Below are 25,280 nucleotides of genomic sequence, written 5' to 3' on the forward strand. Positions count from 1 at the left end.
AATCAAAACCGGAGGTCACACCCCGATGAGCGTCACCGTTCGCATCCCCACCATCCTGCGTACCTACACCGGCGGCCAGGCCGAGGTCGCCGCCGAGGGGGCGACCCTCGGCGAGGTCATCGCCGATCTGGAGAAGAACCACACCGGGATCGCCGCCCGGGTGCTGGACGACCAGGGCAAGCTGCGCCGGTTCGTCAACGTGTACGTCAACGACGACGACGTGCGGTTCGAGCAGGGTCTGGAGACGGCGACGCCGGACGGTGCCGGAGTGTCGATCATCCCCGCCGTCGCGGGTGGCTGAACCGGTCGACCGGCTTGATTATTACCTTCGGTAACGGCGGTTACTGAGAGTTCATCGAATTGCCCCCTCCGTGAGAGAAGCGGAGGGGGCAATTCTGTGTGATTGAGCGCGGTACAGTTGGGGAACGCAGCGCCGATCTCCTGATCGGGAGCCCTGAATTCCTGCCGCGCGCCCGACAAGATGTAGCCAAAGTGTGTGTATCTTTCGCGGCTTTTGTTCCTTTTGTGTGGCCCGACTTGCCCTGAAGTCTGGCGAATTCTCCCTACATTCCGGACCCTGCGCGTCCAGAATTCTCGTCCGATTGACCTGTTGCAGACGGCAGTTGGACAGATACATTCAGCCGCGGTCGACGCGTTCCGGCGCACGCCCCCAACCGTGGGGGGTGAGGTCTGACCCGGGTCCGCGAAGTGTGGATCTGTGCAAGGGCCAGTAATAGGGGAGTTAGGCATGGCTCAGGGCACCGTCAAGTGGTTCAACGCGGAGAAGGGGTACGGCTTCATCGCGGTCGACGGTGGTGCGGATGTTTTCGTCCACTACAGCGCGATCCAGATGGACGGCTACCGCACCCTGGAGGAGGGCCAGCGGGTCGAGTTCGAGATCTCGCAGGGCCAGAAGGGACCGCAGGCCGACATGGTTCGCGTCTCTGCCTGAACGCGCACCACGACCAAGCGCAAGCGACCGGTCTTCTCTGAAGGGCCCGCACCCCCTGGGGTGCGGGCCCTTCGGCCTGCTTGGGGGGGGGCGGCGGCCGGGGTGGCGGGCGCGCTGGGCGACCGCTCGTCGAAACCCGCCGCGCCCGAAGGTGCTTCGGGGTCCGCCTTGGTGCGGAGGGCGCGGGTTCGCGCTCCGGACCCGCTCGCGTCGGCGGTCTCGTCTCGCCGTCGCGGGCCGGGGGCCAGGCTTTTCTCTGCTCGCGCGATCCGTCGTGGCGCTGCCCGTGGCCTGCGGGCCGAGCCGGATGCGCCCCGTTCGCCCGGGGCTGAGAGCCCGCCCGAACCGTGGGAGTCGCTTGCACTCGCCATGCCCGAGTGCTAATCATTGCGTTAGCACTCTGAAGGTGAGAGTGACAACGTAAGGACCGGGTCGGTGAGGCCCGCAGGCCGGGTGGGAAGGAACCACGAGGCCGGCGAGCCGTCCGTCGCGGGCGCGGGCGCGGTCCGAAGTAATCACCCCCAGTCCTGGAGGGACCACTTCACATGGCCAAGATCATCGCGTTCGACGAGGAGGCGCGGCGCGGCCTCGAGCGCGGCATGAACCAGCTCGCGGACGCCGTCAAGGTGACGCTCGGCCCCAAGGGCCGCAACGTCGTCCTCGAGAAGAAGTGGGGCGCCCCCACGATCACCAACGATGGTGTGTCCATCGCCAAGGAGATCGAACTCGAGGACCCGTACGAGAAGATCGGCGCCGAGCTGGTCAAGGAAGTCGCCAAGAAGACGGACGACGTCGCCGGTGACGGTACGACCACCGCGACCGTTCTCGCCCAGGCCCTGGTCAAGGAAGGCCTGCGCAACGTAGCCGCCGGTGCCAACCCGATGGCCCTGAAGCGCGGTATCGAGCGCGCCGTCGAGGCCGTCTCCGCCGCCCTGCTGGAGCAGGCGAAGGACGTCGAGACCAAGGAGCAGATCGCCTCCACGGCCTCCATCTCCGCCGCCGACACCCAGATCGGCGAGCTCATCGCCGAGGCCATGGACAAGGTCGGCAAGGAAGGCGTCATCACCGTCGAGGAGTCCCAGACCTTCGGTCTGGAGCTGGAGCTCACCGAGGGTATGCGCTTCGACAAGGGCTACATCTCGGCGTACTTCGCCACCGACATGGAGCGTATGGAGGCCGTCCTCGACGACCCGTACATCCTGATCGCCAACTCGAAGATCAGCAACGTCAAGGACCTGCTGCCGCTCCTCGAGAAGGTCATGCAGTCCGGCAAGCCGCTGCTGATCATCGCCGAGGACGTCGAGGGCGAGGCCCTGTCGACCCTGGTCGTCAACAAGATCCGCGGCACCTTCAAGTCCGTCGCCGTCAAGGCCCCGGGCTTCGGCGACCGCCGCAAGGCGATGCTGCAGGACATCGGCATCCTCACCGGCGGCGAGGTGATCTCCGAGGAGGTCGGCCTCAAGCTGGAGAACGCCACGATCGACCTCCTGGGCAAGGCCCGCAAGGTCGTCATCACCAAGGACGAGACCACCATCGTCGACGGTGCCGGCTCCGCCGAGCAGGTCCAGGGCCGGGTCAACCAGATCCGCGCCGAGATCGAGAACAGCGACTCGGACTACGACCGCGAGAAGCTGCAGGAGCGCCTGGCGAAGCTCGCCGGTGGTGTCGCGGTCATCAAGGCCGGTGCCGCCACCGAGGTGGAGCTCAAGGAGCGCAAGCACCGCATCGAGGACGCCGTGCGCAACGCCAAGGCGGCCGTCGAGGAGGGCATCGTCGCCGGTGGTGGCGTGGCCCTGCTGCAGGCCTCCCAGGTCTTCGAGAAGCTGGAGCTCGAGGGTGACGAGGCGACCGGCGCCAACGCCGTGAAGCTCGCCCTGGAGGCCCCGCTGAAGCAGATCGCCGTCAACGGTGGTCTCGAGGGCGGCGTCGTCGTGGAGAAGGTCCGCAACCTCCAGGTCGGCCACGGCCTGAACGCCGCGACCGGTGAGTACGTCGACATGATCGCCGAGGGCATCATCGACCCGGCGAAGGTGACCCGTTCCGCGCTGCAGAACGCCGCCTCCATCGCCGCGCTGTTCCTCACCACCGAGGCCGTCATCGCCGACAAGCCGGAGAAGGCCGCCGCGCCCGCCGGCGGCGGCATGCCGGGCGGTGACATGGACTTCTGATCGACCTGGTCGATCAACGTCCTTGCCGAGGGCGGCACTCCCTGTTCCGACAGGGAGTGCCGCCCTCGGGCGTGTCCTGGATCACAGCGCGGACGGGATGGGGTGGGCGGGGCCGGATAGTTGGACAGTACGTCCTATGCGTATGCACATACTGTCCGGTATCCGAAGAGGAGCCCCCACGTGACCGTCGACGCCTCCGTCGCCTCCCGCGCCGCCGAAATCCTGTCCCGGCCCGTATCGCTGGGCGGGCTGACCGTCCCGAACCGGATCGCGATGGCGCCGATGACCCGCATGTTCTCCCCGGGCGGTGTTCCCGGCGACGACGTCGTCTCGTACTACTCCCGCCGCGCCGCCGCCGGTGTCGGCCTGATCGTCACCGAGGGCACCTACGTCGGCCACGAGTCGGCCGGGCAGAGCGACCGCGTGCCGCGGTTCCACGGCGAGGAGCAGCTCGCGGGCTGGGCGAAGGTGGCCGAGGCGGTGCACGCCGCGGGCGGCACGATCGTGCCGCAGCTGTGGCACATCGGCATGGTCCGCAACCAGGGCGAGCCGCCGGTCGCGGACGCCCCGGCCGTCGGCCCCTCCGGCCTGCGCATCGGCGCCGCCGAGCCCACCGGCAAGGCCATGACCCAGGCCGACATCGACGCCGTCATCGGCGCGTTCGCCGAGGCCGCGGCCGCCGCCGAGCGCATCGGCTTCGACGGCGTGGAGCTCCACGGCGCCCACGGCTACCTGCTCGACCAGTTCCTCTGGGAGGGCACCAACCGCCGCACCGACGCCTACGGCGGCGACCCGGTCGCCCGTGCCGCGTTCTCGGCGGAGATCGTCGCGGCCGTCCGCGAGACCGTCTCGGCCGACTTCCCCGTCATCTTCCGCTACTCGCAGTGGAAGCAGGACGCCTACGACGCCCGCCTCGCCGAGACGCCCGAGGAGCTGGAGGCCATCCTGACCCCGCTCGCCGCGGCCGGGGTGGACGCCTTCCACGCCTCCACCCGCCGCTACTGGCTGCCCGAGTTCGACGACTCCGACCTCAACCTGGCCGGCTGGACCAAGAAGCTCACCGGCAAGCCCGCCATCACCGTCGGCTCGGTCGGTCTGAACGGCGACTTCATCAAGGCCTTCCAGGGCGAGGGTGCCGAGATCGGCGACCTCGACAACCTCCTGGACCGCTTCGAGCGCGACGAGTTCGACATGGTCGCCGTCGGCCGCGCCCTGCTCCAGGACCCGCAGTGGGCGCAGAAGGTCCTCTCGGGCCGCTTCGACGAGCTGGCGCCGTACGACCCGGCGGCGCTGAAGACGCTCAGCTGACCTCCCGAGGGCGGTCCCCACCCGGGCCGCCCTGGATTCACTTGCGTCAGTCAAGGACACTGGCGGAGCGCCTGTTCACCGGCACCCCGTGAGGAGATCCAGAGATGACGACGACCGAGTCCCACCCCCCGACCGGCGCCTTCGCAGGGCAGCCCGCACCGGTGGTGCGCACCACCGCCGGTGTGGTACGCGGCCGCACGGAGGAGGGTCTCGCCGTCTACCGCGGCATCCCCTTCGCCGCGCCTCCCGTGGGTGAGGCCCGGTTCCTGGCGCCGCGCCCCGCCCACGCCTGGGACGGCGTACGGGACGCGTACGCCTTCGGCCCGCCGCCCCCGCAGGACCTCGGCAACCTGGGCGGCCCGGGCCTGGTCGACCTGCCTGAGGGCGACGAGTGGCTCACGGTCAACGTCTGGACCCCCGAACCCGGTCCGGGCGCCCGCCGCCCGGTGATGGTGTGGATCTACGGCGGCGCCTACAAGCTCGGCCACTCCGGCAGCCCCGGCTACGACGCCCGGCGCATCGCGGCCGACGGCGACGTGGTGGTCGTGTCGCTCAACTACCGCGTGGGCATGGAGGGTTTCGCGTCCATCGAGGGCGCTCCCGCCAACCGCGGCCTGCTCGACCAGGTGGCCGCCCTCGAATGGGTCCGGGACAACATCGAGGCGTTCGGCGGCGACCCCGGCCAGGTCACGGTCTTCGGCGAGTCGGCGGGCGCGGGTTCCGTCGCCTCGCTGCTGGCCATGCCCAGGGCGGCGGGCCTGTTCCGGCGGGCGATCGCGCAGAGCGTGCCGGGGACGTTCTTCTCGGACGCGCTGGCCCGTGACATCGGCGCCGCTCTCGCCGCCGAGGTGGGGCTGCGCCCCACGGTCGCCGATCTGGCGACGATCCCGCCGCGCGAACTGACCTCGGCGGGTGAGTCGTTGAGCGGCAAGATGCCCCAGTACATCGACCGCTGGGGCCAGGCGGCGCCGACGGTCACGCCCTTCTCGCCGGTCGTCGACGGCGAGGTCCTGCCCACCACACCCTGGCAGGCGCTGGCGGCCGGTGCGGCGAAGGACATCGACCTGCTCGTCGGTCACAACCGCGACGAGTACCGCCTCTTCGTCGCCATGGCGGGCCGACTGGGCCAGATATCCGAGGAGCGGGCGACAGCGTCCCTCCGCCTCTTCGCCCCCGGCCCCGACGGCGAGCGGGCCTACCGCACGGCCTTCCCCGACGCCACTCCCGGCGAGCTCTTCGAACGCGTCCAGACGGACTGGCTGTTCGGCATGCCCTCCCTGCACCTGGCCGAGGCGCAGCGCGCGGGCGGCGGACGCGCGCACGTCTACGAACTGACCTGGCCGGCCCCGGGGAACGGCGGCGCGCTGGGCGCCTGCCACGGCCTGGACATCCCCCTGCTCTTCGGCACGTACGGGGCGGACCTCGGGGCCCTGCTGTTCGCGGGCACGGAGCCGTCCGCCGAGGCCGAGGCGCTGTCGTCCCGCTTCCGGTCGTCCTGGACGGCGTTCGCGAGGACGGGGGACCCGGGCTGGCCGGCGTACGAGGAGACGGAGCGGCTGGTGCAGGTGCTGGACGCGGAGCCGGCGGTGCGGGCGTACCCGGAGGAGACGTCACGGCGCCTGTGGGAGGGCCACGACTTCTCCGCCCTGCCCCTCCTGTGAGCTACAAGTTGCCCATGGGCTCGATGTCGACGCGGACCGGCGTCCCCCACACGCGCAGCACCTCGTAGTCGGTGAACTCGTGCACCAGCCGGTACGCCATGGCGGCCCGGGGAGCCTTGCGCTGGGCGGCGATGTAGAGCTCGGCCTCGCGGCGGTCCCGGCGCGGGGTGCCGCACAGCTGCCAGGTCTGGCCGTTCCACAGCTCCGGCAGCCAGCGCTGCTGGGGCTGGGGGCGGTCACCACTGACGCCGTAGCGGGACTGGACCGGTTCGGTGGGCCGGTGCTGCGGGGCGGGGCCGTTGAACTCCGCCCGGCGGGCGGCCCGGCGCCGGGTCTCGCACAGCAGGCACAGGTCGGGGGCGGCCTCGTCGACCGGGCCGTTCGGATGCTCGGGGCAGCGTGTGCTGGGCGCCGCGTTCGAGACGCTCTCCTCCAGCAGGTCCAGGGCGCGCTTCAGATCCGCCTTCACCTCGTGCAGTTTGGCGTCCGGGGTGTCGGAGGTGAGTGCCTCCCCGTGCTCGCCGAGGAGACGGAGGGCGCGGCCTAGCGCGGTGAGCTGGGCGTGGTTCATGGTTCCTATTGTCGTCAGTCGGCGTAGTCCTTGAGTTCTTCCGTGTCCAGAGTGAAGCCGACGGGGGCAGGGAGCTCCACCGGGGTGCCCAACGGGTGGGCAGCGGCCTGCTGGTATCGGCCGTCCTCGGGCTCGCTGTAGACGACGACCGTGTTCGGGGCCACCTCGGCCAGATCCGCGAAGTCCTCGATGGGCATCAGCGGGCGGTCAGCGGTACCAGGGGTCATGGTGGTGCGTCCTCCCTTCCATCGTGCCCTGCGGCGGTGACGTCGGACTGTAGGTGCCGTCATGTGCGTGCCTTCTCTCGGCGTCGTTGGGACATCGCGGCGCGGATCTGGGCCGCGCGGTCGTGAACTGTGGGGGCGGACAGAGGTGCAGGGGGTTGCGTGGGGGAGCGTTCGCCCCGGCAGGCGCTGCAACGGCCCCCTGGCAGGGACTCCGGACGCCCCGGGGCGCCGCAGGTCGCGCACTCCAGGATCCGCAACGGCGGTCGCGGGGCGGGTGGGGGCGGGAGTTTGCTGGTCAGGCGGTTGCGGACCAGGGCGGCGGCGTGGTGGACGGGCGTCGGCAAGCCGGCCGTGAGTGCGCGCAGTACGTCCGCCTCCGAGGCGCCCCGCTCGAACCACTCCGTCACCAGCGGGGCGAGCGTCGCGCAGTCGGCTTGGGAGAGGGACAGGACGGGCGCCGTCCGGCCGAGGGCGGCCAGGAGGACACATCATCGTGGAGTCACTGCGGGACGCGCTCGCGGGAGTCGGTGTCGTGCTGCCGTCGCTGAGTGTCGATCCGGTGACCGGTGCGAGCCAGGAGCCGTTCGCCCTGGTCGATCTGGGGCGGTGCAACGTAAGGACGGCCGAGCATCTGACAGACGTACTGCGCTCGCTGCCGGTGGGGGAGACGCTGCGGGCGCGGGTGAGGCAGGTCAACCGTGAGCCGAAGTCACGGTGAAGCGCGGTAGCGGCGCTGGTGGGGGCGTCGCGCCGCTGTATATCGTGGCGGGTGCGAATGAACGTGCCGGCGACAGGAGTTCGGGGGACATGAGCGCGTCCGGGACGGCTGTGGAGGCCGGCGGCGGCAGCGGGACGGGCAGTTCACGTCCGGCCCTGTCCGGCGTGCGCAAGGCCGTCGGTTCCGCGCTGTGGGCCGTGCTGGTGCCCGCCCTGCTGTTGGTCGGTTCCGCGGTCGGACAGTGGGTGACCTGGCTCGGGGTCGTCGTCTGCATGGCGACCATCGCGGTCGCCGCCAGTGTCATCGGCGGTTTCTGGCACCGGGCCGGGGCGGCGACGCTCGTCTCCTTCGGCGGTTTCGCCCTGATGTTGTTCGCCGGGCCCGCCGTGTACGAGGGGTACATGGCAACCGCGGGAGAACCCGTCGACGCCGTGGTGACCCAGGTGGCCGACCGGGACCAGCGGCGCGGGCCGGACATGTTCTGCACGGTCCGGGAGCTCGGCGGGGACCGAAAGACGTACGAGGTGTCCCAGCAGGAGAACTGCTTCGGCCAGGCAGAGCCCGGCGACCGCGTCGAGATCCGCAAGGACCCGCTCGGGCTGCTCGATCCCAGGCTGCCCGACAGTCCCGATCAGCGGAACACCACGGAGATCACCCTCGCCGTCACCGCCGGACTGACCCTGCTCCTGGCGGGCGGCACCTTCTACGGCGGTCAGCGCCGCCGGAGCCGGTGAGTCAGCCGGCCGCCGCCAGGGCCGCCCGCAGATGCCCGTGGGACTCCTCCAGCAGCCGGGCCGCCGTCGGGCCGTCGACATCGGCCAGGATGATCAGGATCGCGTTCTTCACCTCGCCGTCGGTGGCGGCCAGGGCCCGTTCGATCTCCTCGTCGCCGGCGCCGGTGGCGAGGGCGACGATGCGGTGGGAGCGGGCGCGCAGTTTGTCGTTGGAGGCGCGGACGTCGACCATCAGGTTCCCGTAGGTCTTGCCCAGGCGGATCATCGTGATCGTCGAGAGCATGTTGAGGACGAGCTTCTGTGCCGTGCCGGCCTTCAGCCGGGTGGAGCCGGTGAGCAGTTCGGGACCCACGACGATCTCCACGCCGTGCTCGGCGGCGGCTGCCAGCGGGCTGCCGGCGTTGCAGGCGAGGCCGATGGTGAGGGAGCCGCGGCTGCGGGCGTACTCGACCGCGCCGATGGCGTAGGGCGTGCGGCCGGAGGCCGAGATGCCGACCACCGTGTCGTCCGGGGTCAGGCCGAGGGGCTCCAGGTCGGCACGGGCCAGTTCCCGGGAGTCCTCCGCGCCCTCCACGGAGGTGACCACGGCCTGCGGGCCACCCGCGATCAGCCCGACGACCCGGGAGGGGTCGGTGTTGAAGGTGGGCGGGCACTCGGAGGCGTCCAGGACGCCCAGCCGGCCCGCCGTGCCGGCCCCCGCGTAGACCAGACGGCCGCCCCGGGCCATCCGCTCGGCCAGGGCGTCGATCGCGGCGGCGATCTGAGGCAGCCGGGCCGCGACCGCCCCGGCGACGGTCGCGTCCTCGCCGTTCATGAGCCGCGCGATGTCGAGGGTGGGCAGCCGGTCGATGCCGGCCAGCTCCGGCCGGAACGCCTCGGTGGTCAGGGACTCCAACTCGGCTCTGAGGTCACGGGAATCGGAGGTGGAGGTCATGGGAGGGCTCTTTCCGTGTCTTTCCGGTGCGTGCCGGCCGGGGGTCGGCTCAGGGGCGGTGCCGGTGGGCCAACGCCTCGTACGACGCCGAGAGCGCCGGCGCCGCCGTCTCGTACGTCCGCTGCGCCACCCCCACGAACAGGCAGTCCACCACAAGAAGCTGTCCGGTCCGGGACGACATCGCCGCGGGACGCAGCTCGCTCTCCCGCGCGGTGGACGTGGTGAGGACGTGGTCGGCGTACTGCGAGACCGGGCCGTCCGGGCGGCCGGTGATCGCCACCGTCGTCGCCCCGCGCTCGAAGGCGACCCGCAGCGGCTCGATGACGTCCCCCGTCGACCCGGAGTGCGTGATGGCGATCGCGACGTCGCCCGCGCGCAGTTGCACGGCGTTGGTGACGGCCAGGTGCGGGTCGCTGTGGGCGTGCGCGACCAGACCTATGCGCAGCAGCTTCTGCGTGAGGTCCTGGGCGACCAGGCCGGACGCCCCGACGCCGTACACGTCCGTGCGGCGGGCACCGGTCAGCGCGGTGACGGCCGCGCCCAGCTGGACGGTGTCGAGGCCGGCGGCGGTGTCGGCGAGGGTCTGCTGCTCGTCGTAGGCGAGCTTCGCGACCACGTCGGCGATCGGGTCGTCGACCGCGATGTCCGTCGTTATGGCCGGGGCGCGGCCGGACTGCTGCTGGGCGGCGAGGCCGGCCAGGGCCAGGCGCAGGTCCCGGTAACCCGGATAGCCCAACAGCCGGGCGGTGCGTACGACGGTCGCCTCGCTGGTGCCGGTGAGTTCGGCGAGGCCGGTGACCGTGAGGGCCGCGCAGCCGGCCGGGTCGCCCGCGACGGCCTCGGCGACGCGCTGCATGGAACGCGTCATCGACGGGCCCAGCGTGCGGACCTTGGCCGCGAGGGCGGCCGGGGCCGGCGGGGTGCCGAAACTTTCCTTCACTCTTGGGGTCACTTCTGAAAGATATTTTCGGCTCGGCGCCACGGTCAAGAGTGCGCACAATGGGGGCATGGACCCCATCAGCCCCCTGGAGCAGGCACTGCACGCCGCGCGCGCCCTCGTGCTGGCCGACCTCGTCGCGGGACGCGTCGCCGAGGCGGACGTCGTCTCCCTGGTCGAGGAGTCCGTCGTGCAGCGGCGCTGGTGGGTCGAGCAGTGGCCGGAGGGCGCGCAGTACGTCGCCGGTCTGGTCGCGCAGGACGTGCAGGACGCCCTGCTGGAGCGCTACGGCCGCTGGCCGCTGTGCCCGGTGTGCGCCACCGGCGACCCGCACGCGCTGCAGGTGGAGCCGGAGTTGGGGGCCGACCCGCACTGGGTGTGCGGTGAGGCGGGCGTGAAGGTCGCGGCGCTGGGATCGCTGGGCGAGGCGCTCGGCGGAGCGGCGTCCTCGTGACCGTCTACATCGACCCGCCGACCTGGCCCGGCCATGGCCGCATGTGGTCCCACCTGATCAGCGACGTCTCGTACGAGGAACTGCACGCCTTCGCCGAACGCCTCGGCGTGCCCCGGCGGGCCTTCGAGCGCGACCACTACGACATCCCCGCCCAGCGGTACGCGGACGTCGTGGCGGCTGGGGCCGTGGAGGTCAGCAGCCGCGAGGTGGTGCGGCTGCTGCACGGGGCGGGGCTGCGCCGGCCGAAGGGGCGGACTCAGCCGCGGGGTTCGCGCAGCTCGTAGGTGACGTGCTCGATGTCCTCCGCGACGGCCTCGAACCCGGCGCGGGCGAGAACGCGGTGCGAGGGCGTGTTGTCCCGCTCGACGTTCGCGACGACGGTCCGGACCTCGTCCCGGGACAGCGCCCACGCGGACAGCGCGCGCAGCGCCTCGGTGGCGTAACCGTGGCCCCGGGCCGCTTCGACCAGGTCGTAGCCGACCTCCACCCGCCCGGACTCGTCCGGCACGCTGTGGAAGCCCATGGCGCCGAGCGCGCGGCCGTCCTCGCGCCGGACCAGGACGTACATGCCCCACTCGGGCCGGTGGACGCCGTCCTCGTACTGCTTGAACACCAGCCCGGCGCCGATGCGGGTGCCCTCGATCGGGCCGCCTTCGAGCCACTCGAAGCCGCCGTCGCCGACCGTGGAGAGATCGCTCGCCGCCGCCGGTGTGACGCCCTGGAGCGTGAGCCGGTCGGTGGGGATCACGTGGTTGTTGCTCCACCGCCACTCGGTGACCGGCTCGCGGCCGGGCAGGTCGCCCCGGCCGGTGGCCCACAGCAGGGTCCGCCACGGGGTGGGGCCGGGCTGGACGTGCGGGAAGATCCGGGTGAGGACGAAGTCGCACAGCTCGGGGGCCGGTTCGTACGCCACGCCCAGGCCCTCGGCCACGTCGTGGGTGTGCAGCAGCACCTCGGCGACGCCCATCGCGGCGAACCCCTCACGGTTCGCGCTGCGGAAGGGATACGGATGGAAGGCCCGGACCTCACGCGGGGTGGTGCGGATCGCGGCGGCGAACAGGGCGCCCGTCGTGCGGATCACCCGCAGCGCACCCGCGTTGTCCGTGCCCTCCTCCAGCGAGATCTCGAACGGCGTGTACGCCTCCTGCTCGCGCCCCGCCAGCTGCCCCGCGTACGCGATGAGGTCCTCGGCGATGTGCACCGCCGTCTCCCGGCAGCTCCACTGCAGCCGCCCGGCGCGCACCGCCTCCCAGTCCCGGTCGGTGACCGCCCCCAGCAGGCCCACGCACTCGTCGACGGCCTGCTCCACCTGTTCCGCGCCCGTTGTCCACATGCCGGGCAGGTTACGAGGGGTCGCCGGGTGGAAGCGACAGCATTTCCAGCTCGGCGGTGAGGTTGTAGCGGGCCGTCGCCTCCCACTCCGACGCTCCGTACGGCGTCCTGAACAGCCTCGGCAGGTCGAGGAGTTGGCGCAGGATCGCCGCGCGGCCGGTGCGGAAGGCCTCGTTCGGGACGAAGTGGTACTCCTCGCGGACGGCGGCGGTGTAGGCGGCGTACGCCGACGGGGGCGAGGCGAGGATCGCCAGGTCGGCGTCGCACAGCACCTGGCCGTCGGGGTCGTCGTCGGCGGGGTCGTGGCCGACGGTGAGGCGGACCAGGCGGGCCACCTCGGCGGTCCTGGCGGCGGACACGCCGGCCTCGGGCAGGGCGCGTTCGGCGAGACGGGCCGAGCGTTCCTCGTTCTCGGAGCGCTCAGGGAGGTAGACGGCGTCGTGGAACCAGGCGGCCAGCCGGACCACGTCCGGGTCGTGCGCGTACTTCTCCAGCACGTCGATGTGGTCCAGGACCGCCGTGAGGTGTGTGGCCGTGTGGTAGCGGCGCTGCGGCTCCTGCCAGCGCCCGAGCAGGTCGTCGGCGTACGGGGCCGGGTCCGGGCCGGCGGCAGGGCCCCGGGCCGCTTCCAGCGTGCGGACGAAGCGGGCGCGGAGGGCGTCGATATCGGCCATGGGGGCATTCTCCCGCCGAGCGGGGTCGGACACCTAGCGTGGGTCCCATGACGACTCCTGCTGATGTGCACGACGTACGGGACCCCGAGCAACCCGGGAGGCTGCTCGCGATCGAGCGTGACGCGCTGATCCCGCTGTTGCGGGCCAGGGCCGAGGAGGACTTCGCGCTGCCTGTGGGCGCGTGCCCGGGCTGGTCGGTGCGGTCGGTGCTGGCGCACTGCTCGGCCGCGCTCACCCGGGTGGTGGAGAACCGGTTCGAGGAGGGCGTGTTCTCGCCCGAGGCGAACGACCGGGACATCGCCGAGCGGGACGGCTGGAGCAACGCGCGCGTGGTCGACGAGCTGGAGCGCGGGATGACCGAGGCCGGGCCGGTGATCGCCGGGGCGGACGGGAAGCTGGACGGCCTCGCGCTGGGGGAGTGGGTGCACGCCGGGGACGTGCGCGACGCCTTCGGCGAGCCCGGGGCGTACGGCGGGGCCGGGCTGCCGGACGCGCTGGCGCTGCTCGCCCGGATCACCCGTGAGCGCGGGCATGTGCCGCTGCACGCCGACCTCGACGACCTGGACGAACCGCTGCGGCTCGGGGAGAGCGCCGGGGAACGGCCCCCGGGGCGCTTCATCGGGGACGGGCCGACCCTGGTGCGGCTCTACACGGGGCGGCCGGTCGACGTGGCCGAGTTCGAGCTGGTCGGGGTGGAGGCGAAGGACCTGAACATCTTCGGATGAGCCAGGTCCGCGGGGCGTGGGAGGCGGCGGGAGCGGGCAGCGTAGTCTTGATTGGACTAGACCTGTCTGGCCTAGACCTGTTGTCGTACGCCGACGCCATGCCGACGAAGGGGCCCCATGAGCAAGCGTGCAGTCCTGGAGGTGATCGCCCTCGGCGTCGAGGACGCGGTCGCCGCCCAGGCCGGAGGCGCGGACCGGCTGGAGCTGGTCACCGACATGGCGGCCGACGGGCTCACCCCGTCGGCCGCCACCGTCACCGGGATCCGCCGGGCCGTCGACATCTCCCTGCGGGTGATGCTGCGGCTCGCCGACGGCTTCGCGGCCGGTGACGTCGACCGGCTGGCGGGCGTGGCCGCCGGACTGCGGGAGGCCGGGGCGGAGGAGTTCGTGCTCGGGTTCCTCGACGCGGACGGCGCGGTGGACCTGGCGGCGGTGGAGCGGGTCGTCGGCGTGCTGGACGGCTGCCCCTGGACCTTTCACCGGGCCATCGACCGGGCCGCCGACCGGGACGCCCTGCGCAAGCAGCTGGACGGGATGCCCGGGCTGGACACGTACCTGACGGCCGGGTCGGCGGCCGGGGTCGACGACGGGCTTTCCGTACTGCTCGCGGAGGCGGCCCGGCAGGGGGAGCCGGGTTACGAGCAGCATCTCCTGGTGGGGGGCGGGCTGCGGCTCGACCACGTGCCGACGCTGCTGACGGCCGGGGTCGACGGCTTCCACATCGGCGGGGCGGCCCGGCCGGAGGGCTGGGAGGCACCGGTGTCGGCGGATGCCGTCGCGCGGTGGCGGGCCGCCCTGGACTCCGTCTGAACGCCCCCGGGCCGCACCCGCGGGTGACGGTGACCGTGACGTTTGACAACACCTTCACGGGCGGTGGAGTTCACCGTCGCACGTTCCACCGGTCGCCTCTGTACGGGGAAGCAGGGGATGTACCCCGGCGTTGTGCCGTTGCATGAGCCTGCGCTTCTCACTGATGGGTCCGGTACGAGCCTGGCGCGACGAAGAGGAGATCGAACTGGGGCCGCGCCAGCAGCGGGCGGTGCTGGCGGCGTTGCTGCTGAACAACGGCATCCGGCTGAGCAACGACCAGTTGATCGGCATGGTCTGGGACGACCCGACGCCGAGCGCTGTGATGGCGTTGCGGACGTACGTGTACAAGATTCGCAAGACGCTTCCGGAGCTGAACCTGAAGTCCAGGGACGGCGGGTACACGGTCCGCGCCGAGATCGTCGACGACTGCCGCGGCGAGCCCTTGGAAGGCCTCCGGAGCGCCTACTTCGACGCGCAACGGGTGCGGCTCGGCGACCACCGGCTCAAGGCGCGGGAGGACTGCCTCGAACGCGAGCTCGACGTGCTGGAGCTGCAGAAGCACGTCGCCGCCTTCCCGCTCAGGGAACGACCGCGTGCCCTCCTGATGCGCGCGCTCTACCTGGAGGGCAGGCAGGGGGAGGCACTTGACCACTACCACCGGGCGCGCGCACTCCTCAACGAGGAGCTCGGCCTCGACCCAGGGCCGGAGCTGCGCGAGGTCCACGCGCAGATCCTCAACGGCGACCTCGCCCCGCCGCGCAGGCCGGAGCAGCTGCTGCCGGATCTGATCGACTTCACCGGCCGCGCCGAGGAGATCGAGCAGGCTCTCCGGACGTTGCCGGGCACCGTGGGCATCACCGGTATGCGGGGCAGCGGCAAGACCGTGCTGGCCACCCGGATCGGCCACCTCGTCAAAGGACGCTTCCCGGACGGGCAGATCTTCGTCAGGGGCAGGGACGTCGCCGACGAGCTGTTGCGCGCGGTCGGCGTGGAGAACCCCGTCGGCGACAAAGCCGCACTGTGGCGGGAGAAGGCGCGCGGCAAGCGGTTCCTGGTGGTGGTCGACGACGTGCAGGACGCGGCGGCCGTACGCGATCTCGCCACGCCCGGCTCGGCGATGATTCTCACGAGCGTCCGCCGGTTGAACGAGCTGCCGGGGGTGACCTGGCTGAAGATCGCCGGGCTGACCGAGCGGGAGGCACGGGAGTTCTTCCGCAAGGCCTTCGGCCCGGTGCGCGCTGACGCGGAACCCGAGCAGGCCGGGGTGCTGCTGGAACGCCTCTCGCGCCTGCCGGGCCCCATCAGGGTGATCGGCGGCAAGCTCAGCTCGCGTCCTCACTGGACGATCGAGATGGCCCTGCTGCAGATGCAGCGGGAGAGCACGCTCGACGGCGTGATCCCGTCCGACTGCGCCGCGATGCTGGCCCCGTTGATCGCGGCCGAGGAGCAGCTGAGCGATCCGGAACGGCGCATGCTCAGGTGCTTCGCGCGCCAGGACGCCGAGGTGATCGACAGTCACAAGGCGGCGGAAATGTCCGGGGCCGACCCCGGTGAGATCGAGCTGGTGCTGGAGTCACTCGCGGTCGTGCACCTGATCGAGCCGCTCGTACTCGGCCGCTACCGGCTGCCGCAGTTCGTGCGCCTTTACTTCGGGCGGCGCACAGCGGCCCTGACCGCCTGATTCATTTCGAAGCCCTCGACCTGACCAGGCCGTATATCCGGAAATTATGCTCTGACGATCTGACACGGCCAGGTTTGCAGACATGTCAACCAACGAACTTCAGGGCAAGAAGGCACTCGTCACCGGCGCCACGTCGGGTATCGGCCGCGCGATCGCGGTCAAGCTCGCGGAGGCGGGTGCCACCGTCTACGTGACGGGGCGCAGGGCCGAGCTCGGCAAGGAGACCGTCGAGCTGATCGAGCAGGCGGGCGGGACGGGCCACTTCGTCGTCGCGGACGTCGCGAAGATCGACGACGTCCGCAAGCTCGCCGAGGAGGTCGGTGAGGTGGACGTGCTGGTGAACAACGCAGGCATCTTCCCGTTCTCGCCGACCCCCGAGCAGTCGCTCGACAGCTACGAGCAGGTGTTCGACATCAATGTTCGTGCGTCCTACTTCCTGACAGCCGCGCTCGCGCCGGCCATGGTGGCCAAGAAGAAGGGGGCGATCGTCAACGTGTCGTCGGTCGCCGCGCAGATCGGCACCCCGGTCGGCTCCGTCTACAACGCCTCCAAGGCCGCGATGGACGCGCTGACCCGGTCGTGGGCCGTCGAGTTCGGCGCGGCGGGCGTTCGCGTCAACTCTGTGGCGCCCGGCCCGATCCGGACCGACATGGCCGTCGACACGGTGGGAGAGATGTTCGAGGCGTTCAGCCAGAACACACCGCTCACCCGCGCCGGCGAGCCTGAGGAGATCGCCGAGGCCGTGGTGTTCCTGGCTTCCGACAAGGCCAGCTACATCACCGGCGCGGTGCTCACCGCCGACGGCGGCTTGGTCGCGACCTGAGGGCGGGAGCGACTGCTTGGCGCTGACGGGCCTCCCGCGGGCATCACCGCCAGTGATGCCCGTCGTGCAAGCCCGAGGCTTCAGCGAAGGGGAGTCGACGCCAACTGTGGCGGCAGCCCGGCCGCGTGCGTGACGACAAGGCCGGACACCGCGCGCGTCAGCGCCACGTACAGGCGTCGCAAGCCCGTCCGTTCGTCCGGCTCGCCGTCGACCACCGCCTGGGGCTCGTCCAGGACGACGTAGTCGTACTCCAGACCCTTCGCGAGCGACGCCGGGACCAGGGTCAGGCGGGTCTCCTGGGTCGTCTCCTCGCCGGGGCCGAGGTAGGGGATCCCGGCCTCCGCCAGGGCCGCCGCCAGCTCCGGGACCCGGGCGTCCGCCGCGATCAGGCCCGTCGAACCCTCGTGGCGCAGGGATGCGCGGCAGGCGTCGACCACGTCGGCGATGCCGGTGACCTCCCGGACCTCGAAACGGCCCGGGTTCTCACGGATCGACACGACCGGGGTGAGCCCCGGGGCGATGTGCGGGAGCAGCCGGGAGGCGTAGGTGATGACGTCCGTCGGCACGCGGAAACCGGCCGTCAGCTCCTCCACCATCGCGTCCGTCTTGCCCAGGTGGGCCAGCGCCTCCTGCCAGCTCCGGGTCGCCCACGGCGTGGTGCCCTGCGCCAGGTCGCCGAGGACGGTCGCACTGCCGGTCGTGCAGCGGCGGCCGACCGCCCGGTACTGCATGGGGGAGAGGTCCTGCGCCTCGTCGAGGACGACATGGCCGAGGGAGTGCGTGCGCTGGATCAGGTCGGTGGCCTCGTCGATGAGGACGGCGTCCGCGGCGGACCACTTGGCGGACCTGACGCTGCGTGCCGGTCTCGCCCACAGCACCGCCTTCTGCTCCTCCTCGTCGAGGATCCCCTCCGCGTGCTCGGCGAGGAAGTCCGCGTCCGACAGCAGGCGCAGCACCAGCTTCGCCGGGTCGACGGCCGGCCAGACCTGCTTGACGGCCGCCTTGACCGCGCTGTTGCGGGCCACCGCGTCCTGCACCCGGTCGTCCGGCGCCTCCCCCGACCGCTCCATCTGCACCAGCACCGCGTGCGCGATGCGCTGCGGCAGGGCCTCGCGTGCGGCGCCGTAGCGGATGTCGCGGTCGAGCAACTCGCGGACGATGTCCTCCAGTTCGTACGCCGCCACCCGCCAGCGGCGGGAGCCGCGCACGACCACGACCGGCTCGGTGGGCATCGTGACGTGCGAGTAGAGGGCCCTGCGCAGCACCTGCGCCATGCGGGCGTCGCCCTTGACGACCGCCGTCGTCGCGTCGTCCGTCCCCTGGATCTCCACGTGCGCCACCAGGTCCTCTACGGTGGCCTGCTGGACCGTCAACTCGCCCAGGGCGGGCAGCACTTGCTCGATGTAGTGCAGGAAGGACCGGTTCGGTCCGATCACGAGAGTCCCGGTGCGGGCGAGGCGCTCGCGGTGGGCGTAGAGGAGGTAGGCGACCCGGTGCAGGCCGACGGCGGTCTTCCCGGTGCCCGGGCCGCCCTGCACGCACACCGTGCCGGAGAGCCCCGACCGGACGATCTCGTCCTGCTCGGGCTGGATCGTCGCGACGATGTCCCGCATCGGGCCGACGCGGGGCCGCTCGATCTCCTGCTGGAGCAGCTTGCTGGTGCGCGCCGCCTCACCCGGGTCCGACAGGTGCTCGTCCTCGTACGCCGTGAGGTCGCCGCCCGTGTAGCCGAAGCGGCGGCGCAGCGCGATGTCCATCGGGTCCTTCTTGGAGGCCCGGTAGAACGGCTGCGAGACGGGGGCGCGCCAGTCGATCACCATCGGGTCACCGTCGTGGTCGTGCACGTGCCGCCGCCCGATGTAGAAGCGCTCTCCTTCCGCGCCCTCGGCCTGCTCGGCGCCCGGCGCGCGCAGGTAGTCGAGCCGCCCGAAGAACAGCGGGGTGTCGCTGAGGTCGGCCAGAGCCTTGATGCGTTCCTCGATCTGATGGGCCAGCACCTCGGCGTTGACCCAGTTCGCGGTGACGTCGCTGATGTCGAGGGCCTCGACGTCCTCGCGCATGGCACGCAGGGCGGAACGGGACGCGGCGAGGTGGGAGCGCTCACGGGAGAGCGGGTCGTCGACGGGCGTGGACAAGGGGGTGCCTCCGGAGGACCTGCTGGAGAGATGGCGGTGAGATGCCGGCCGGTTTCCGTCCGGTCGGCGGCGCTCCGTGAGGGAGGCGGGCAAGAGCGGAGATCCTAGAGGAGCGGGGGAGGCGACCGCCAACGGTTTTTCTCGCCCCTGATTCTCGCCCCCTGATTCTCGCCCCCTGATTCTCGCCCCCTGATTCTCGCCTCCTGATTCTCGCCTCCTGTTCCTCGTCCCCTAGGGGACGAAGCCCTCCTCCCTGAGGGGCAGGAGTCGGTCCGCAGGCGTACGAGCGGGGCAGGCGGGTTCGGCCCTCAGGCCGACGCGGACTTTACGCACGGAAACGCACCATGGAGACATGAGCGCAGCAACCATCTCCCCCGCCCCGGCACCGGGCCGCCCGCCCGGCGCCACCGCCGTGGCAGGCAGCCACAGTCACCGCCTCGGCGATGCCCTGCGCGCCGTCAGGGTGTTCGCGGGCGCCGCCTTCGACGTGATCATCCTCGGCCAGTACGGCGAGGAAGTGGGCTTGGTCCGCCGCAAGTGAGCGCCGCAAGTGAGCGGCCCCACCGCCCGCGAGCGGCCCGCCGGCCTCAGCTCTCCGTGAGCAGCTCGTCCGCGTCCATGATCCGGTACGCGTACCCCTGCTCCGCCAGGAAGCGCTGGCGGTGCGCGGCGAAGTCCTGGTCGAGGGTGTCCCGGGCGACCACCGAGTAGAAGTGGGCCTTGTGGCCGTCGGACTTCGGGCGGAGCACCCGGCCCAGCCGCTGGGCCTCCTCCTGGCGCGACCCGAACGTGCCGGACACCTGGATCGCGACCGTCGCCTCCGGCAGGTCGATCGAGAAGTTCGCGACCTTCGACACGACGAGCACGCTGATCTCGCCCTCCCGGAACGCGTCGAACAGCTTCTCCCGCTGCGCGTTCGACGTCTCGCCCTTGATCACGGGCGCCCCGAGGTGCTCGCCCAGCTCGTCGAGCTGGTCGATGTACTGGCCGATGACGAGGATCTGCTGCCCGGCGAAGCGGCGGACGATCGCCTCCGTGACCTTCCGCTTGGTGTCCGTCGTCGCACAGAAGCGGTACTTCTCCTCCGCCTCGGCCGTGGCGTACGCGAGCCGCTCCGCGTCCGTCAGATTGACCCGGACCTCCACACAGTCGGCCGGCGCGATGTAGCCCTGCGCCTCGATCTCCTTCCAGGGCGCGTCGAACCGCTTGGGCCCGATCAGGGAGAACACGTCCGACTCGCGCCCGTCCTCACGCACCAGCGTGGCCGTGAGGCCCAGCCGCCGCCGCGCCTGCAGGTCCGCGGTGAACTTGAAGACCGGCGCCGGCAGCAGGTGCACCTCGTCGTAGACGATCAGGCCCCAGTCCCGGGAGTCGAACAGCTCCAGGTGCGGATAGACGCCCTTCCGCCTGGTCGTCAGCACCTGGTACGTGGCGATCGTGACGGGCCGGATCTCCTTCTTCGTCCCGCTGTACTCGCCGATCTCGTCCTCGGTGAGCGACGTCCGCCGCACCAGCTCGTGCTTCCACTGCCGGGCGGAGACCGTGTTCGTGACGAGGATCAGGGTCGTGGACTTCGCCTGCGCCATCGACCCGGCGCCGACCAGCGTCTTGCCCGCGCCACAGGGCAGGACGACCACGCCCGACCCGCCGTGCCAGAAGTTCTCCACGGCCTGCTTCTGGTACGGCCTGAGCGCCCAGCCGTCCTCGGCCAGCTCGATCGGGTGCGCCTCACCGTCGACGTACCCGGCGAGGTCCTCGGCCGGCCAGCCCAGCTTCAGCAGGGTCTGCTTGATCTGCCCCCGCTCGGAGGGGTGCACGGCGACCGTGTCCGGGTCGATCCGGGCGCCGACCAGCGGCGCGATCCGCTTCGACTTCAGGACCTCCTCCAGCACCGGACGGTCGGTGGTGGTCAGGACCAGCCCGTGCGCCGGGTGCTTGGACAGCGTGAGCCGCCCGTAGCGGTCCATCGTCTCGGCGATGTCGACCAGCAGCGCGTGCGGCACGGGGTAGCGGCTGTACTGCACCAGCGCGTCCACGACCTGCTCGGCGTCGTGACCCGCAGCCCGGGCGTTCCACAGGCCCAGCGGCGTCACCCGGTAGGTGTGGATGTGCTCCGGCGCCCGCTCCAGCTCCGCGAACGGGGCGATGGCCCGACGGCAGTCGCCGGCCTGCTCGTGGTCGACTTCCAGGAGCAGGGTCTTGTCGGACTGGACGATGAGAGGTCCGTTCAACGCGGGTCCCTTTCTGGAGGCGGCACCCTGGCGTGGGTGCTCGGCCAAACGTCCAGTGTGCCTCATACACGAACGATCACGTCCGGCTCTCCACGGGGCGCATGCCGACTCCGATCCGCCTTCGCACCTGGTCGGCGAAGTCGAGCGTGTCGACTTCCCTCTCCCTGTCGCCGGTCCGGTGATAAAGATCGGCGGCGAGATTCAGGTTCTCCAGGGCCTCGGTGTTGCAGCCCTGCTGGAGAAGCGCACACGCGAGACTCCTGAGCTCGGCGGCCAGACCATGATCGTCCTTGCCCTCGAGGAATGCCTCCAAGGCGAGGGTATGCAGCCGTACAGCCTTGTTCCACTTGCCCTGCCGCTGGCGTACGAGGGCCATGTTGCCCAAGGTCATCGCCTCACCGCGGCGGTCTCCGAGTCGGCGGAACGTGGCCAGTGCCTCTTGCTGCGCTGTGAGAGCCGCTTCGAACTCTCCGGCAGCGGTCAGCGTGCCGGCGAAGTTGCACAGCTCGGTCGCCCTGTCATGGGGGATGAGCAGGCCGTCGGCCATGTCGAGGGCGCGTTTGTGCAGCTCTACGGCCTGCTCGGCCTGCCCCTCGTCGCGTGTCGCCATGGCGAGGCTGCCCAGTGCCTGGGCGTAGCCGCGCAGATCGCCCTGTTTCCGGAAGGTCTTCGCGGCCTTGCGCAGGGCGCGGGCGGCCTCCTCTGTCCGGCCCAGCTCGGCCAGTGTCTCGCCGGCGTTGCCCAGAGCGCGTGCCACTCCGATCCGGTCACCGGCGCGCTTGAACAACTGGGCGGCTTCGGTGTGGGCCGCCACGGCCTGTTCGAACTTGCGCTGCTCATGGAGCGAGAGCCCGAGGTTGTTCAGTGCGCTGGCCAGAGCCTGGCGCTTCTTCAGCCTTCGGCAGATCTTGATGGCCTTGTGGTGCGCGCGAACAGACCTGCGCAGCTTGCGCTTGTCCCGCAGCACGACGCCGAGAGAGCTCAGCAGAGATGCCTCGCGAAAGCCGTCTTTGCGCCGTCGACTCGACTGGATGCCCGCGGACAGCACCAGCCCGGCATCCTCCGGGTAACGCATCTCCATCAGGAATTTCGAGACGGGCACCGCCAGGGCCACGCACATCAGGTCGTCGTCGGCGGAGTGAGCCCACAGAACAGCGGCGACCAGGGTGTGTCGCTCGGTCTCCAGCCACTGCAGGGCCTCGCTTCGGTCCGGGAACACGGACTCAGCCGCAGGACGCGATGTCGGGGGGTGGAAAAGCCTTTCACCCGCCAGGGTCGTCATCTCGTGGAAATGGGCGAGCAGACGCATGAGGCCCTCGCCCCAGGGGTCGTTGCCCGAGACGAGTCGCTCCCGGGAGTAGAGGCGCACGAGACTGTGCTGCTGCCAGCGGCCGTAAAGACCCCGTGGCTCGACCAGGTGCCGGCGGGCCAGGTCCAGCAGGAGCCGTTCGGTCTCTTCGACGCTCTCGCCGTACAGCTGGGCGGTCGCCTCGGTGGAGAAGTCCGGTCCGGGATGCAGGGAGAGCAGCCGGAAGAGTCCTGCCTGGTCTTCGGCGAGCCTTCGGTAGGACAGTTCGAAGGCCGCGGTCACAGCGCGTTCCTCCCGGCTCAGCACCGAGAGCCTGGAGTGCGCGCCCTCAAGGTCCCGGCGGAGCCGGGACAAGGGCCGGGTCGGCACGTCCACGAGCAGGGACGCCAGGATGCGCAGAGCCAGCGGCAGCCCGCCGCACAGCGCGACGAGCCGGTCGGCCTCGTTCACCTCGGCCGCCACTCGCGCATCCTCGGGCAGGGCCGTGCGGAGGGTGTCAGCCAGCAGCTCGCGTCCTTCGTCGGCGGGCAGCTCCCGGAGGGTCAGTGCCAGGGCGTCCAGTTCCGCGAGGGAGTGTCGTGAGGACACGAGCGTGGCCGTGCTCCCGTCGCTCGGCAAGAGGTGGCGGATCTTGCCCGTGGCCGGTACGTCGTCCAGGACGACCAGGACCCTTCGCCCGGCAGCGGCCAGTGCGTCCAGTGCGGAACGGTAGACGAGCGCGCGATCCTCGATGCCGGGAGGAATGTGTTCAGGGGGGATGCCGAGAGCCCGCAGGAGGGTGCCGAGCGCCCGCTTCGGCGACACCCTGCGCTCCGCGTCGTAGCCGTGCAGATCGACGAAGAGGACCCCGCCGGGGAACCAGTTCTCTTCACGCAACGCGCGGTGAGCGGCCTGGAGCACGAGTTCGGTCTTGCCCGTCCCGGCGAGTCCGGCCACCACCACCGTGCCCGTCGTCTCGTCGGTTTCGCCCGGCACCGCCGGTGCCAAGGCTGCCAGGACCTCGTCCAGCTGGCTGCGCCGCCCCACGAAGGACGCCGAGCGCCGGGGGAGCCCGGCGAGCGCGGGGTCCGGGCGGTCCGGGAGGGTGAGGGTAATGGTCCGGCCCTGGACGACGACGCCGAAGAAGACTCCTCCGCTGATGTGGTTCTCGGTTGTGCCGGTCACTCGCCGGCCTCTCGGTGACGGGCGAGGGCCCTGTTGAAGGCGATCACTTCGGCGGCGGTGAACCCGCTTCTGGTGTCCTCGGTGACCACGTACCCGACCTCGCGCCAGGCGTGGAGGAACGCGGGGTCGACGCCCATCTCCTTCGCGCGCTCCGCCATGCGCAGCAGCATGTCGTCGAAGTACTCCTTGGTGAGACGGGTGGGCTCGTCGGCCTCGGGGTCGAAGAACAGCGGGTCGCCCGGTCCCGGCTCCCGGCCGAACTTCTCTCGGAAGGCCTCCAGTTGGCCTTCCAGTCCTTCCATCAACTCCCGTCCCTGCGGGGTGTCGGCCGAGATCCACAGAGCGGAGCTGCCGTCCGCGTTCCAGATGCGCTCGACGGGACGGTCGGACCGGCGGCGCGTGGCAGCCGTTCCGCGGGACTTCTTGCGGACCTTTCGCTGCACCGCCTCGCGCACGGCCTCACGCCGCTGGGCCCATCGCTCGTCCGACTCCGTCGGCGTGCCGTCCCTGCTGTCGGCACTGTCGGCACTGTCGGCACTGTCCGTCTGATCGAGATCGAGGTCGGGGTCGGCGGCACCGCCCCGAGCAGCGGCGGCCATGCGCATTCTCGCGTGCATGCCCACCCAGTCCAGCAGATCCGGGGTGACCGTCTCCTCTCGCGTCGTCACCTCGGGAATCCCCAGCTCGAAGGCCAGGCGAGGCAGGGCCAGACCGGGAGAACTCGTCCACAGCAGGGCATCCGAGGGGAACGGCTCGGTGAAGGCGGGTACGGCGAAGAGATGCCCGAGAGCGTCGGCGACCGGCATCTCCAACTCGGGAGCGAGAAGGAGGATGTCGAGCACAGGTACCAGCGTCGACGCCTCGTCCAGGGCGACAGCCCACGCCCGGGCATGTTCGGCCATGTCTTCCAGAAGTTCGCCGGGCTTCGTCATGAGCATCGCGTACAAGGCCGGCAGCAACAGCCCGGAGTTCTCTTCCACCGGCAGACCGGCTTCCTGGAACCGGCGCAGCCCGTCGCGGAGAACCGTCTGAGGCGTGTCATCGGCCCACGACTCCTCCTCCGCGTTCTCCCAGAACCGCCGGATCCGCTCCTTCGCGTCCTCCGGCGGGTCGGAGAGTCGCAGATCCAGAGACGGCCCGCAGGCCGCACGGCAGTCCTGGAGAGCCACCTCGGGCAGGAGTCGCCGGGGCAGTCGGCGCTGGTCGAGTCCGGCCCCTTCGAGCCGGCCGGTGAGCGCCAGCATCAGTTCCCCGTCGTCCACCGGAATCCCGAGCTCCGCGCTCGCCGAGACGGCCTCGCGTACGAAGCGTTTGACGCCCTTCCCGTGCACGGTGCCACGCAGGAGGCGCAGCCATGCGTCACGTGCGTTGGCGAACTCGAGCTCGTCACGGAACCACTTGGGCCAGACTGTTCCCAAGAACAGCACGTCCAAGGGGTCCACCTCCTGGTGCCAGTACGGATCGGTCCCCTCGTGCTGGGCGTAACCCAGCGCCCCGTAACCGAACGCGTAGGCCCCGGCCAGGCTGAGCTTTCCCGGGGCGTTCGAGCGCAACAGCCGCTCGAGTGCCTCCTCGCCGAGCGCTCGAGGGTTCTCACTGCCCGTGACGTCGACGGAGGCAGCACAGACCGCCTTCCGCGCCCGCCGTTCCTGCTTCTTCCTCGATGCTTTGCCCACATCGCCCTCCCTGGAGCCAGGGTGGCGCATTGCACTGAGCAACTCACCCGCTTGGT

The 25,280-nt window shown here is 71.0% G+C and carries 24 protein-coding genes and 1 pseudogene; 14 read left to right on the top strand and 11 right to left on the bottom strand.

Annotated features, from left to right (window positions below):
• Window positions 1-25 precede the first annotated feature (25 nt).
• The 5 genes from MQE23_RS24685 to MQE23_RS24705 all read left to right on the top strand — a co-directional run bounded on the left by MQE23_RS24685 (window position 26) and on the right by MQE23_RS24705 (window position 6,089).
• On the top strand, window positions 26-301 hold the full coding sequence (locus tag MQE23_RS24685; RefSeq protein ID WP_010035955.1) for a ubiquitin-like small modifier protein 1: 276 nt from the start codon (window positions 26-28) through the stop codon (window positions 299-301).
• Window positions 302-748: 447 nt separating this feature from the next.
• On the top strand, window positions 749-952 hold the full coding sequence (locus MQE23_RS24690) for a cold-shock protein (RefSeq protein WP_010035953.1): 204 nt from the start codon (window positions 749-751) through the stop codon (window positions 950-952).
• A gap of 545 nt (window positions 953-1,497) precedes the next feature.
• The gene (gene groL / locus MQE23_RS24695; protein WP_020271010.1) at window positions 1,498-3,120 is read left to right on the top strand and encodes a chaperonin GroEL; all 1,623 of its coding nucleotides are present in this window, start codon (window positions 1,498-1,500) and stop codon (window positions 3,118-3,120) included.
• 180 nt (window positions 3,121-3,300) lie between these two features.
• Window positions 3,301-4,428, top strand: a complete 1,128-nt coding sequence (locus MQE23_RS24700; protein ID WP_243380310.1) for an NADH:flavin oxidoreductase — start codon at window positions 3,301-3,303, stop codon at window positions 4,426-4,428.
• A 104-nt stretch (window positions 4,429-4,532) separates the two neighbouring features.
• A complete protein-coding gene (locus MQE23_RS24705) occupies window positions 4,533-6,089 on the top strand; it encodes a carboxylesterase family protein (RefSeq protein WP_243380312.1) in 1,557 nt (518 codons plus the stop codon).
• A 1-nt stretch (window position 6,090) separates the two neighbouring features.
• On the opposite strand, the gene MQE23_RS24710 is transcribed toward MQE23_RS24705, so the two are convergent.
• From MQE23_RS24710 to MQE23_RS24720, 3 genes and pseudogenes are all read right to left on the bottom strand, one after another.
• Window positions 6,091-6,660 carry a hypothetical protein gene (locus MQE23_RS24710; protein WP_243380313.1) on the bottom strand — a complete coding sequence of 190 codons (570 nt, stop codon included), beginning with the start codon at window positions 6,658-6,660 and terminating at the stop codon, window positions 6,091-6,093.
• A gap of 14 nt (window positions 6,661-6,674) precedes the next feature.
• Window positions 6,675-6,887, bottom strand: a complete 213-nt coding sequence (locus tag MQE23_RS24715; RefSeq protein WP_243380315.1) for a hypothetical protein — start codon at window positions 6,885-6,887, stop codon at window positions 6,675-6,677.
• Window positions 6,888-6,946: 59 nt separating this feature from the next.
• Window positions 6,947-7,372, bottom strand: a pseudogene (locus tag MQE23_RS24720) (hypothetical protein); the annotation flags it as partial.
• Between the two features lie 8 nt (window positions 7,373-7,380).
• On the opposite strand from MQE23_RS24720, the gene MQE23_RS24725 reads away from it, so the two are divergent.
• Both MQE23_RS24725 and MQE23_RS24730 read left to right on the top strand, forming a co-directional pair.
• Complete coding sequence (locus tag MQE23_RS24725) at window positions 7,381-7,605, top strand: hypothetical protein (RefSeq protein ID WP_020271005.1); 225 nt, start codon at window positions 7,381-7,383, stop codon at window positions 7,603-7,605.
• Window positions 7,606-7,694: 89 nt separating this feature from the next.
• Entirely contained in the window at window positions 7,695-8,339 is a 645-nt protein-coding gene (locus MQE23_RS24730) for a MerC domain-containing protein (protein ID WP_037667797.1), read from the top strand.
• A gap of 1 nt (window position 8,340) precedes the next feature.
• Here the strand turns inward: MQE23_RS24730 and murQ are convergent, their stop codons facing one another.
• Window positions 8,341-9,273: an N-acetylmuramic acid 6-phosphate etherase gene (gene murQ, locus MQE23_RS24735; RefSeq protein WP_020271003.1), complete on the bottom strand. Its 933-nt coding sequence runs from the start codon at window positions 9,271-9,273 to the stop codon at window positions 8,341-8,343.
• Window positions 9,274-9,322: 49 nt separating this feature from the next.
• On the bottom strand, window positions 9,323-10,213 hold the full coding sequence (locus tag MQE23_RS24740) for a MurR/RpiR family transcriptional regulator (RefSeq protein WP_020271002.1): 891 nt from the start codon (window positions 10,211-10,213) through the stop codon (window positions 9,323-9,325).
• 67 nt (window positions 10,214-10,280) lie between these two features.
• On the opposite strand from MQE23_RS24740, the gene MQE23_RS24745 reads away from it, so the two are divergent.
• A complete protein-coding gene (locus MQE23_RS24745; protein WP_020271001.1) occupies window positions 10,281-10,664 on the top strand; it encodes a hypothetical protein in 384 nt (127 codons plus the stop codon).
• Complete coding sequence (locus MQE23_RS24750) at window positions 10,661-10,948, top strand: DUF4031 domain-containing protein (RefSeq protein WP_020271000.1); 288 nt, start codon at window positions 10,661-10,663, stop codon at window positions 10,946-10,948. Before MQE23_RS24745 ends, MQE23_RS24750 begins: the two co-directional genes overlap by 4 nt.
• On the opposite strand, the gene MQE23_RS24755 is transcribed toward MQE23_RS24750, so the two are convergent.
• Together MQE23_RS24755 and MQE23_RS24760 are read right to left on the bottom strand one after the other, a co-directional pair.
• A complete protein-coding gene (locus tag MQE23_RS24755) occupies window positions 10,921-11,973 on the bottom strand; it encodes a GNAT family N-acetyltransferase (RefSeq protein WP_243382737.1) in 1,053 nt (350 codons plus the stop codon). The genes MQE23_RS24750 and MQE23_RS24755 overlap by 28 nt on opposite strands.
• A gap of 34 nt (window positions 11,974-12,007) precedes the next feature.
• A complete protein-coding gene (locus MQE23_RS24760; RefSeq protein WP_243380316.1) occupies window positions 12,008-12,670 on the bottom strand; it encodes a hypothetical protein in 663 nt (220 codons plus the stop codon).
• 47 nt (window positions 12,671-12,717) lie between these two features.
• Between MQE23_RS24760 and MQE23_RS24765 the strand changes: the two genes are divergently transcribed.
• From MQE23_RS24765 to MQE23_RS24780, 4 genes are all read left to right on the top strand, one after another.
• Window positions 12,718-13,395, top strand: coding sequence for a maleylpyruvate isomerase family mycothiol-dependent enzyme (locus tag MQE23_RS24765; protein WP_243380317.1), 678 nt, complete (start codon window positions 12,718-12,720; stop codon window positions 13,393-13,395).
• 117 nt (window positions 13,396-13,512) lie between these two features.
• Window positions 13,513-14,205: a copper homeostasis protein CutC gene (locus MQE23_RS24770; RefSeq protein WP_243380318.1), complete on the top strand. Its 693-nt coding sequence runs from the start codon at window positions 13,513-13,515 to the stop codon at window positions 14,203-14,205.
• Window positions 14,206-14,368: 163 nt separating this feature from the next.
• Window positions 14,369-15,886 carry a BTAD domain-containing putative transcriptional regulator gene (locus MQE23_RS24775; protein WP_167337994.1) on the top strand — a complete coding sequence of 506 codons (1,518 nt, stop codon included), beginning with the start codon at window positions 14,369-14,371 and terminating at the stop codon, window positions 15,884-15,886.
• 82 nt (window positions 15,887-15,968) lie between these two features.
• On the top strand, window positions 15,969-16,709 hold the full coding sequence (locus MQE23_RS24780) for an SDR family oxidoreductase (RefSeq protein WP_020270994.1): 741 nt from the start codon (window positions 15,969-15,971) through the stop codon (window positions 16,707-16,709).
• An 80-nt stretch (window positions 16,710-16,789) separates the two neighbouring features.
• Here MQE23_RS24780 and MQE23_RS24785 read toward each other — a convergent pair whose 3' ends face one another.
• On the bottom strand, window positions 16,790-18,844 hold the full coding sequence (locus MQE23_RS24785) for a UvrD-helicase domain-containing protein (protein ID WP_243380319.1): 2,055 nt from the start codon (window positions 18,842-18,844) through the stop codon (window positions 16,790-16,792).
• A gap of 352 nt (window positions 18,845-19,196) precedes the next feature.
• Here MQE23_RS24785 and MQE23_RS24790 point away from each other — a divergent pair, with 352 nt between their 5' ends.
• Window positions 19,197-19,385 (top strand): hypothetical protein, encoded by a 189-nt coding sequence (locus MQE23_RS24790; protein ID WP_020270991.1) that lies wholly within the window; start codon window positions 19,197-19,199, stop codon window positions 19,383-19,385.
• A gap of 46 nt (window positions 19,386-19,431) precedes the next feature.
• Here MQE23_RS24790 and MQE23_RS24795 read toward each other — a convergent pair whose 3' ends face one another.
• From MQE23_RS24795 to MQE23_RS24805, 3 genes are all read right to left on the bottom strand, one after another.
• Window positions 19,432-21,075, bottom strand: coding sequence for a DNA repair helicase XPB (locus MQE23_RS24795; RefSeq protein WP_020270990.1), 1,644 nt, complete (start codon window positions 21,073-21,075; stop codon window positions 19,432-19,434).
• Window positions 21,076-21,151: 76 nt separating this feature from the next.
• On the bottom strand, window positions 21,152-23,548 hold the full coding sequence (locus tag MQE23_RS24800) for a tetratricopeptide repeat protein (protein WP_243380321.1): 2,397 nt from the start codon (window positions 23,546-23,548) through the stop codon (window positions 21,152-21,154).
• A complete protein-coding gene (locus MQE23_RS24805) occupies window positions 23,545-25,224 on the bottom strand; it encodes a hypothetical protein (RefSeq protein WP_243380322.1) in 1,680 nt (559 codons plus the stop codon). The genes MQE23_RS24800 and MQE23_RS24805 overlap by 4 nt, the downstream gene beginning before the upstream one ends.
• Window positions 25,225-25,280 lie beyond the last annotated feature (56 nt).

It is taken from the genome of Streptomyces sp. HP-A2021 (assembly GCF_022807935.1).
GTDB classification, from domain to species: Bacteria; Actinomycetota; Actinomycetes; order Streptomycetales; family Streptomycetaceae; genus Streptomyces; species Streptomyces afghaniensis.

Coding starts and splice junctions, on each gene's coding strand:
- MQE23_RS24685 (WP_010035955.1), top strand. CDS start 26: ATGAGCGTCACCGTTCGCATCCCCACCATCCTGCGTACCTACACCGGC.
- MQE23_RS24690 (WP_010035953.1), top strand. CDS start 749: ATGGCTCAGGGCACCGTCAAGTGGTTCAACGCGGAGAAGGGGTACGGC.
- groL (WP_020271010.1), top strand. CDS start 1,498: ATGGCCAAGATCATCGCGTTCGACGAGGAGGCGCGGCGCGGCCTCGAG.
- MQE23_RS24705 (WP_243380312.1), top strand. CDS start 4,533: ATGACGACGACCGAGTCCCACCCCCCGACCGGCGCCTTCGCAGGGCAG.
- MQE23_RS24710 (WP_243380313.1), bottom strand. CDS start 6,660: ATGAACCACGCCCAGCTCACCGCGCTAGGCCGCGCCCTCCGTCTCCTC.
- MQE23_RS24715 (WP_243380315.1), bottom strand. CDS start 6,887: ATGACCCCTGGTACCGCTGACCGCCCGCTGATGCCCATCGAGGACTTC.
- MQE23_RS24730 (WP_037667797.1), top strand. CDS start 7,695: ATGAGCGCGTCCGGGACGGCTGTGGAGGCCGGCGGCGGCAGCGGGACG.
- murQ (WP_020271003.1), bottom strand. CDS start 9,273: ATGACCTCCACCTCCGATTCCCGTGACCTCAGAGCCGAGTTGGAGTCC.
- MQE23_RS24745 (WP_020271001.1), top strand. CDS start 10,281: ATGGACCCCATCAGCCCCCTGGAGCAGGCACTGCACGCCGCGCGCGCC.
- MQE23_RS24760 (WP_243380316.1), bottom strand. CDS start 12,670: ATGGCCGATATCGACGCCCTCCGCGCCCGCTTCGTCCGCACGCTGGAA.
- MQE23_RS24765 (WP_243380317.1), top strand. CDS start 12,718: ATGACGACTCCTGCTGATGTGCACGACGTACGGGACCCCGAGCAACCC.
- MQE23_RS24770 (WP_243380318.1), top strand. CDS start 13,513: ATGAGCAAGCGTGCAGTCCTGGAGGTGATCGCCCTCGGCGTCGAGGAC.
- MQE23_RS24775 (WP_167337994.1), top strand. CDS start 14,369: ATGGGTCCGGTACGAGCCTGGCGCGACGAAGAGGAGATCGAACTGGGG.
- MQE23_RS24780 (WP_020270994.1), top strand. CDS start 15,969: ATGTCAACCAACGAACTTCAGGGCAAGAAGGCACTCGTCACCGGCGCC.
- MQE23_RS24790 (WP_020270991.1), top strand. CDS start 19,197: ATGAGCGCAGCAACCATCTCCCCCGCCCCGGCACCGGGCCGCCCGCCC.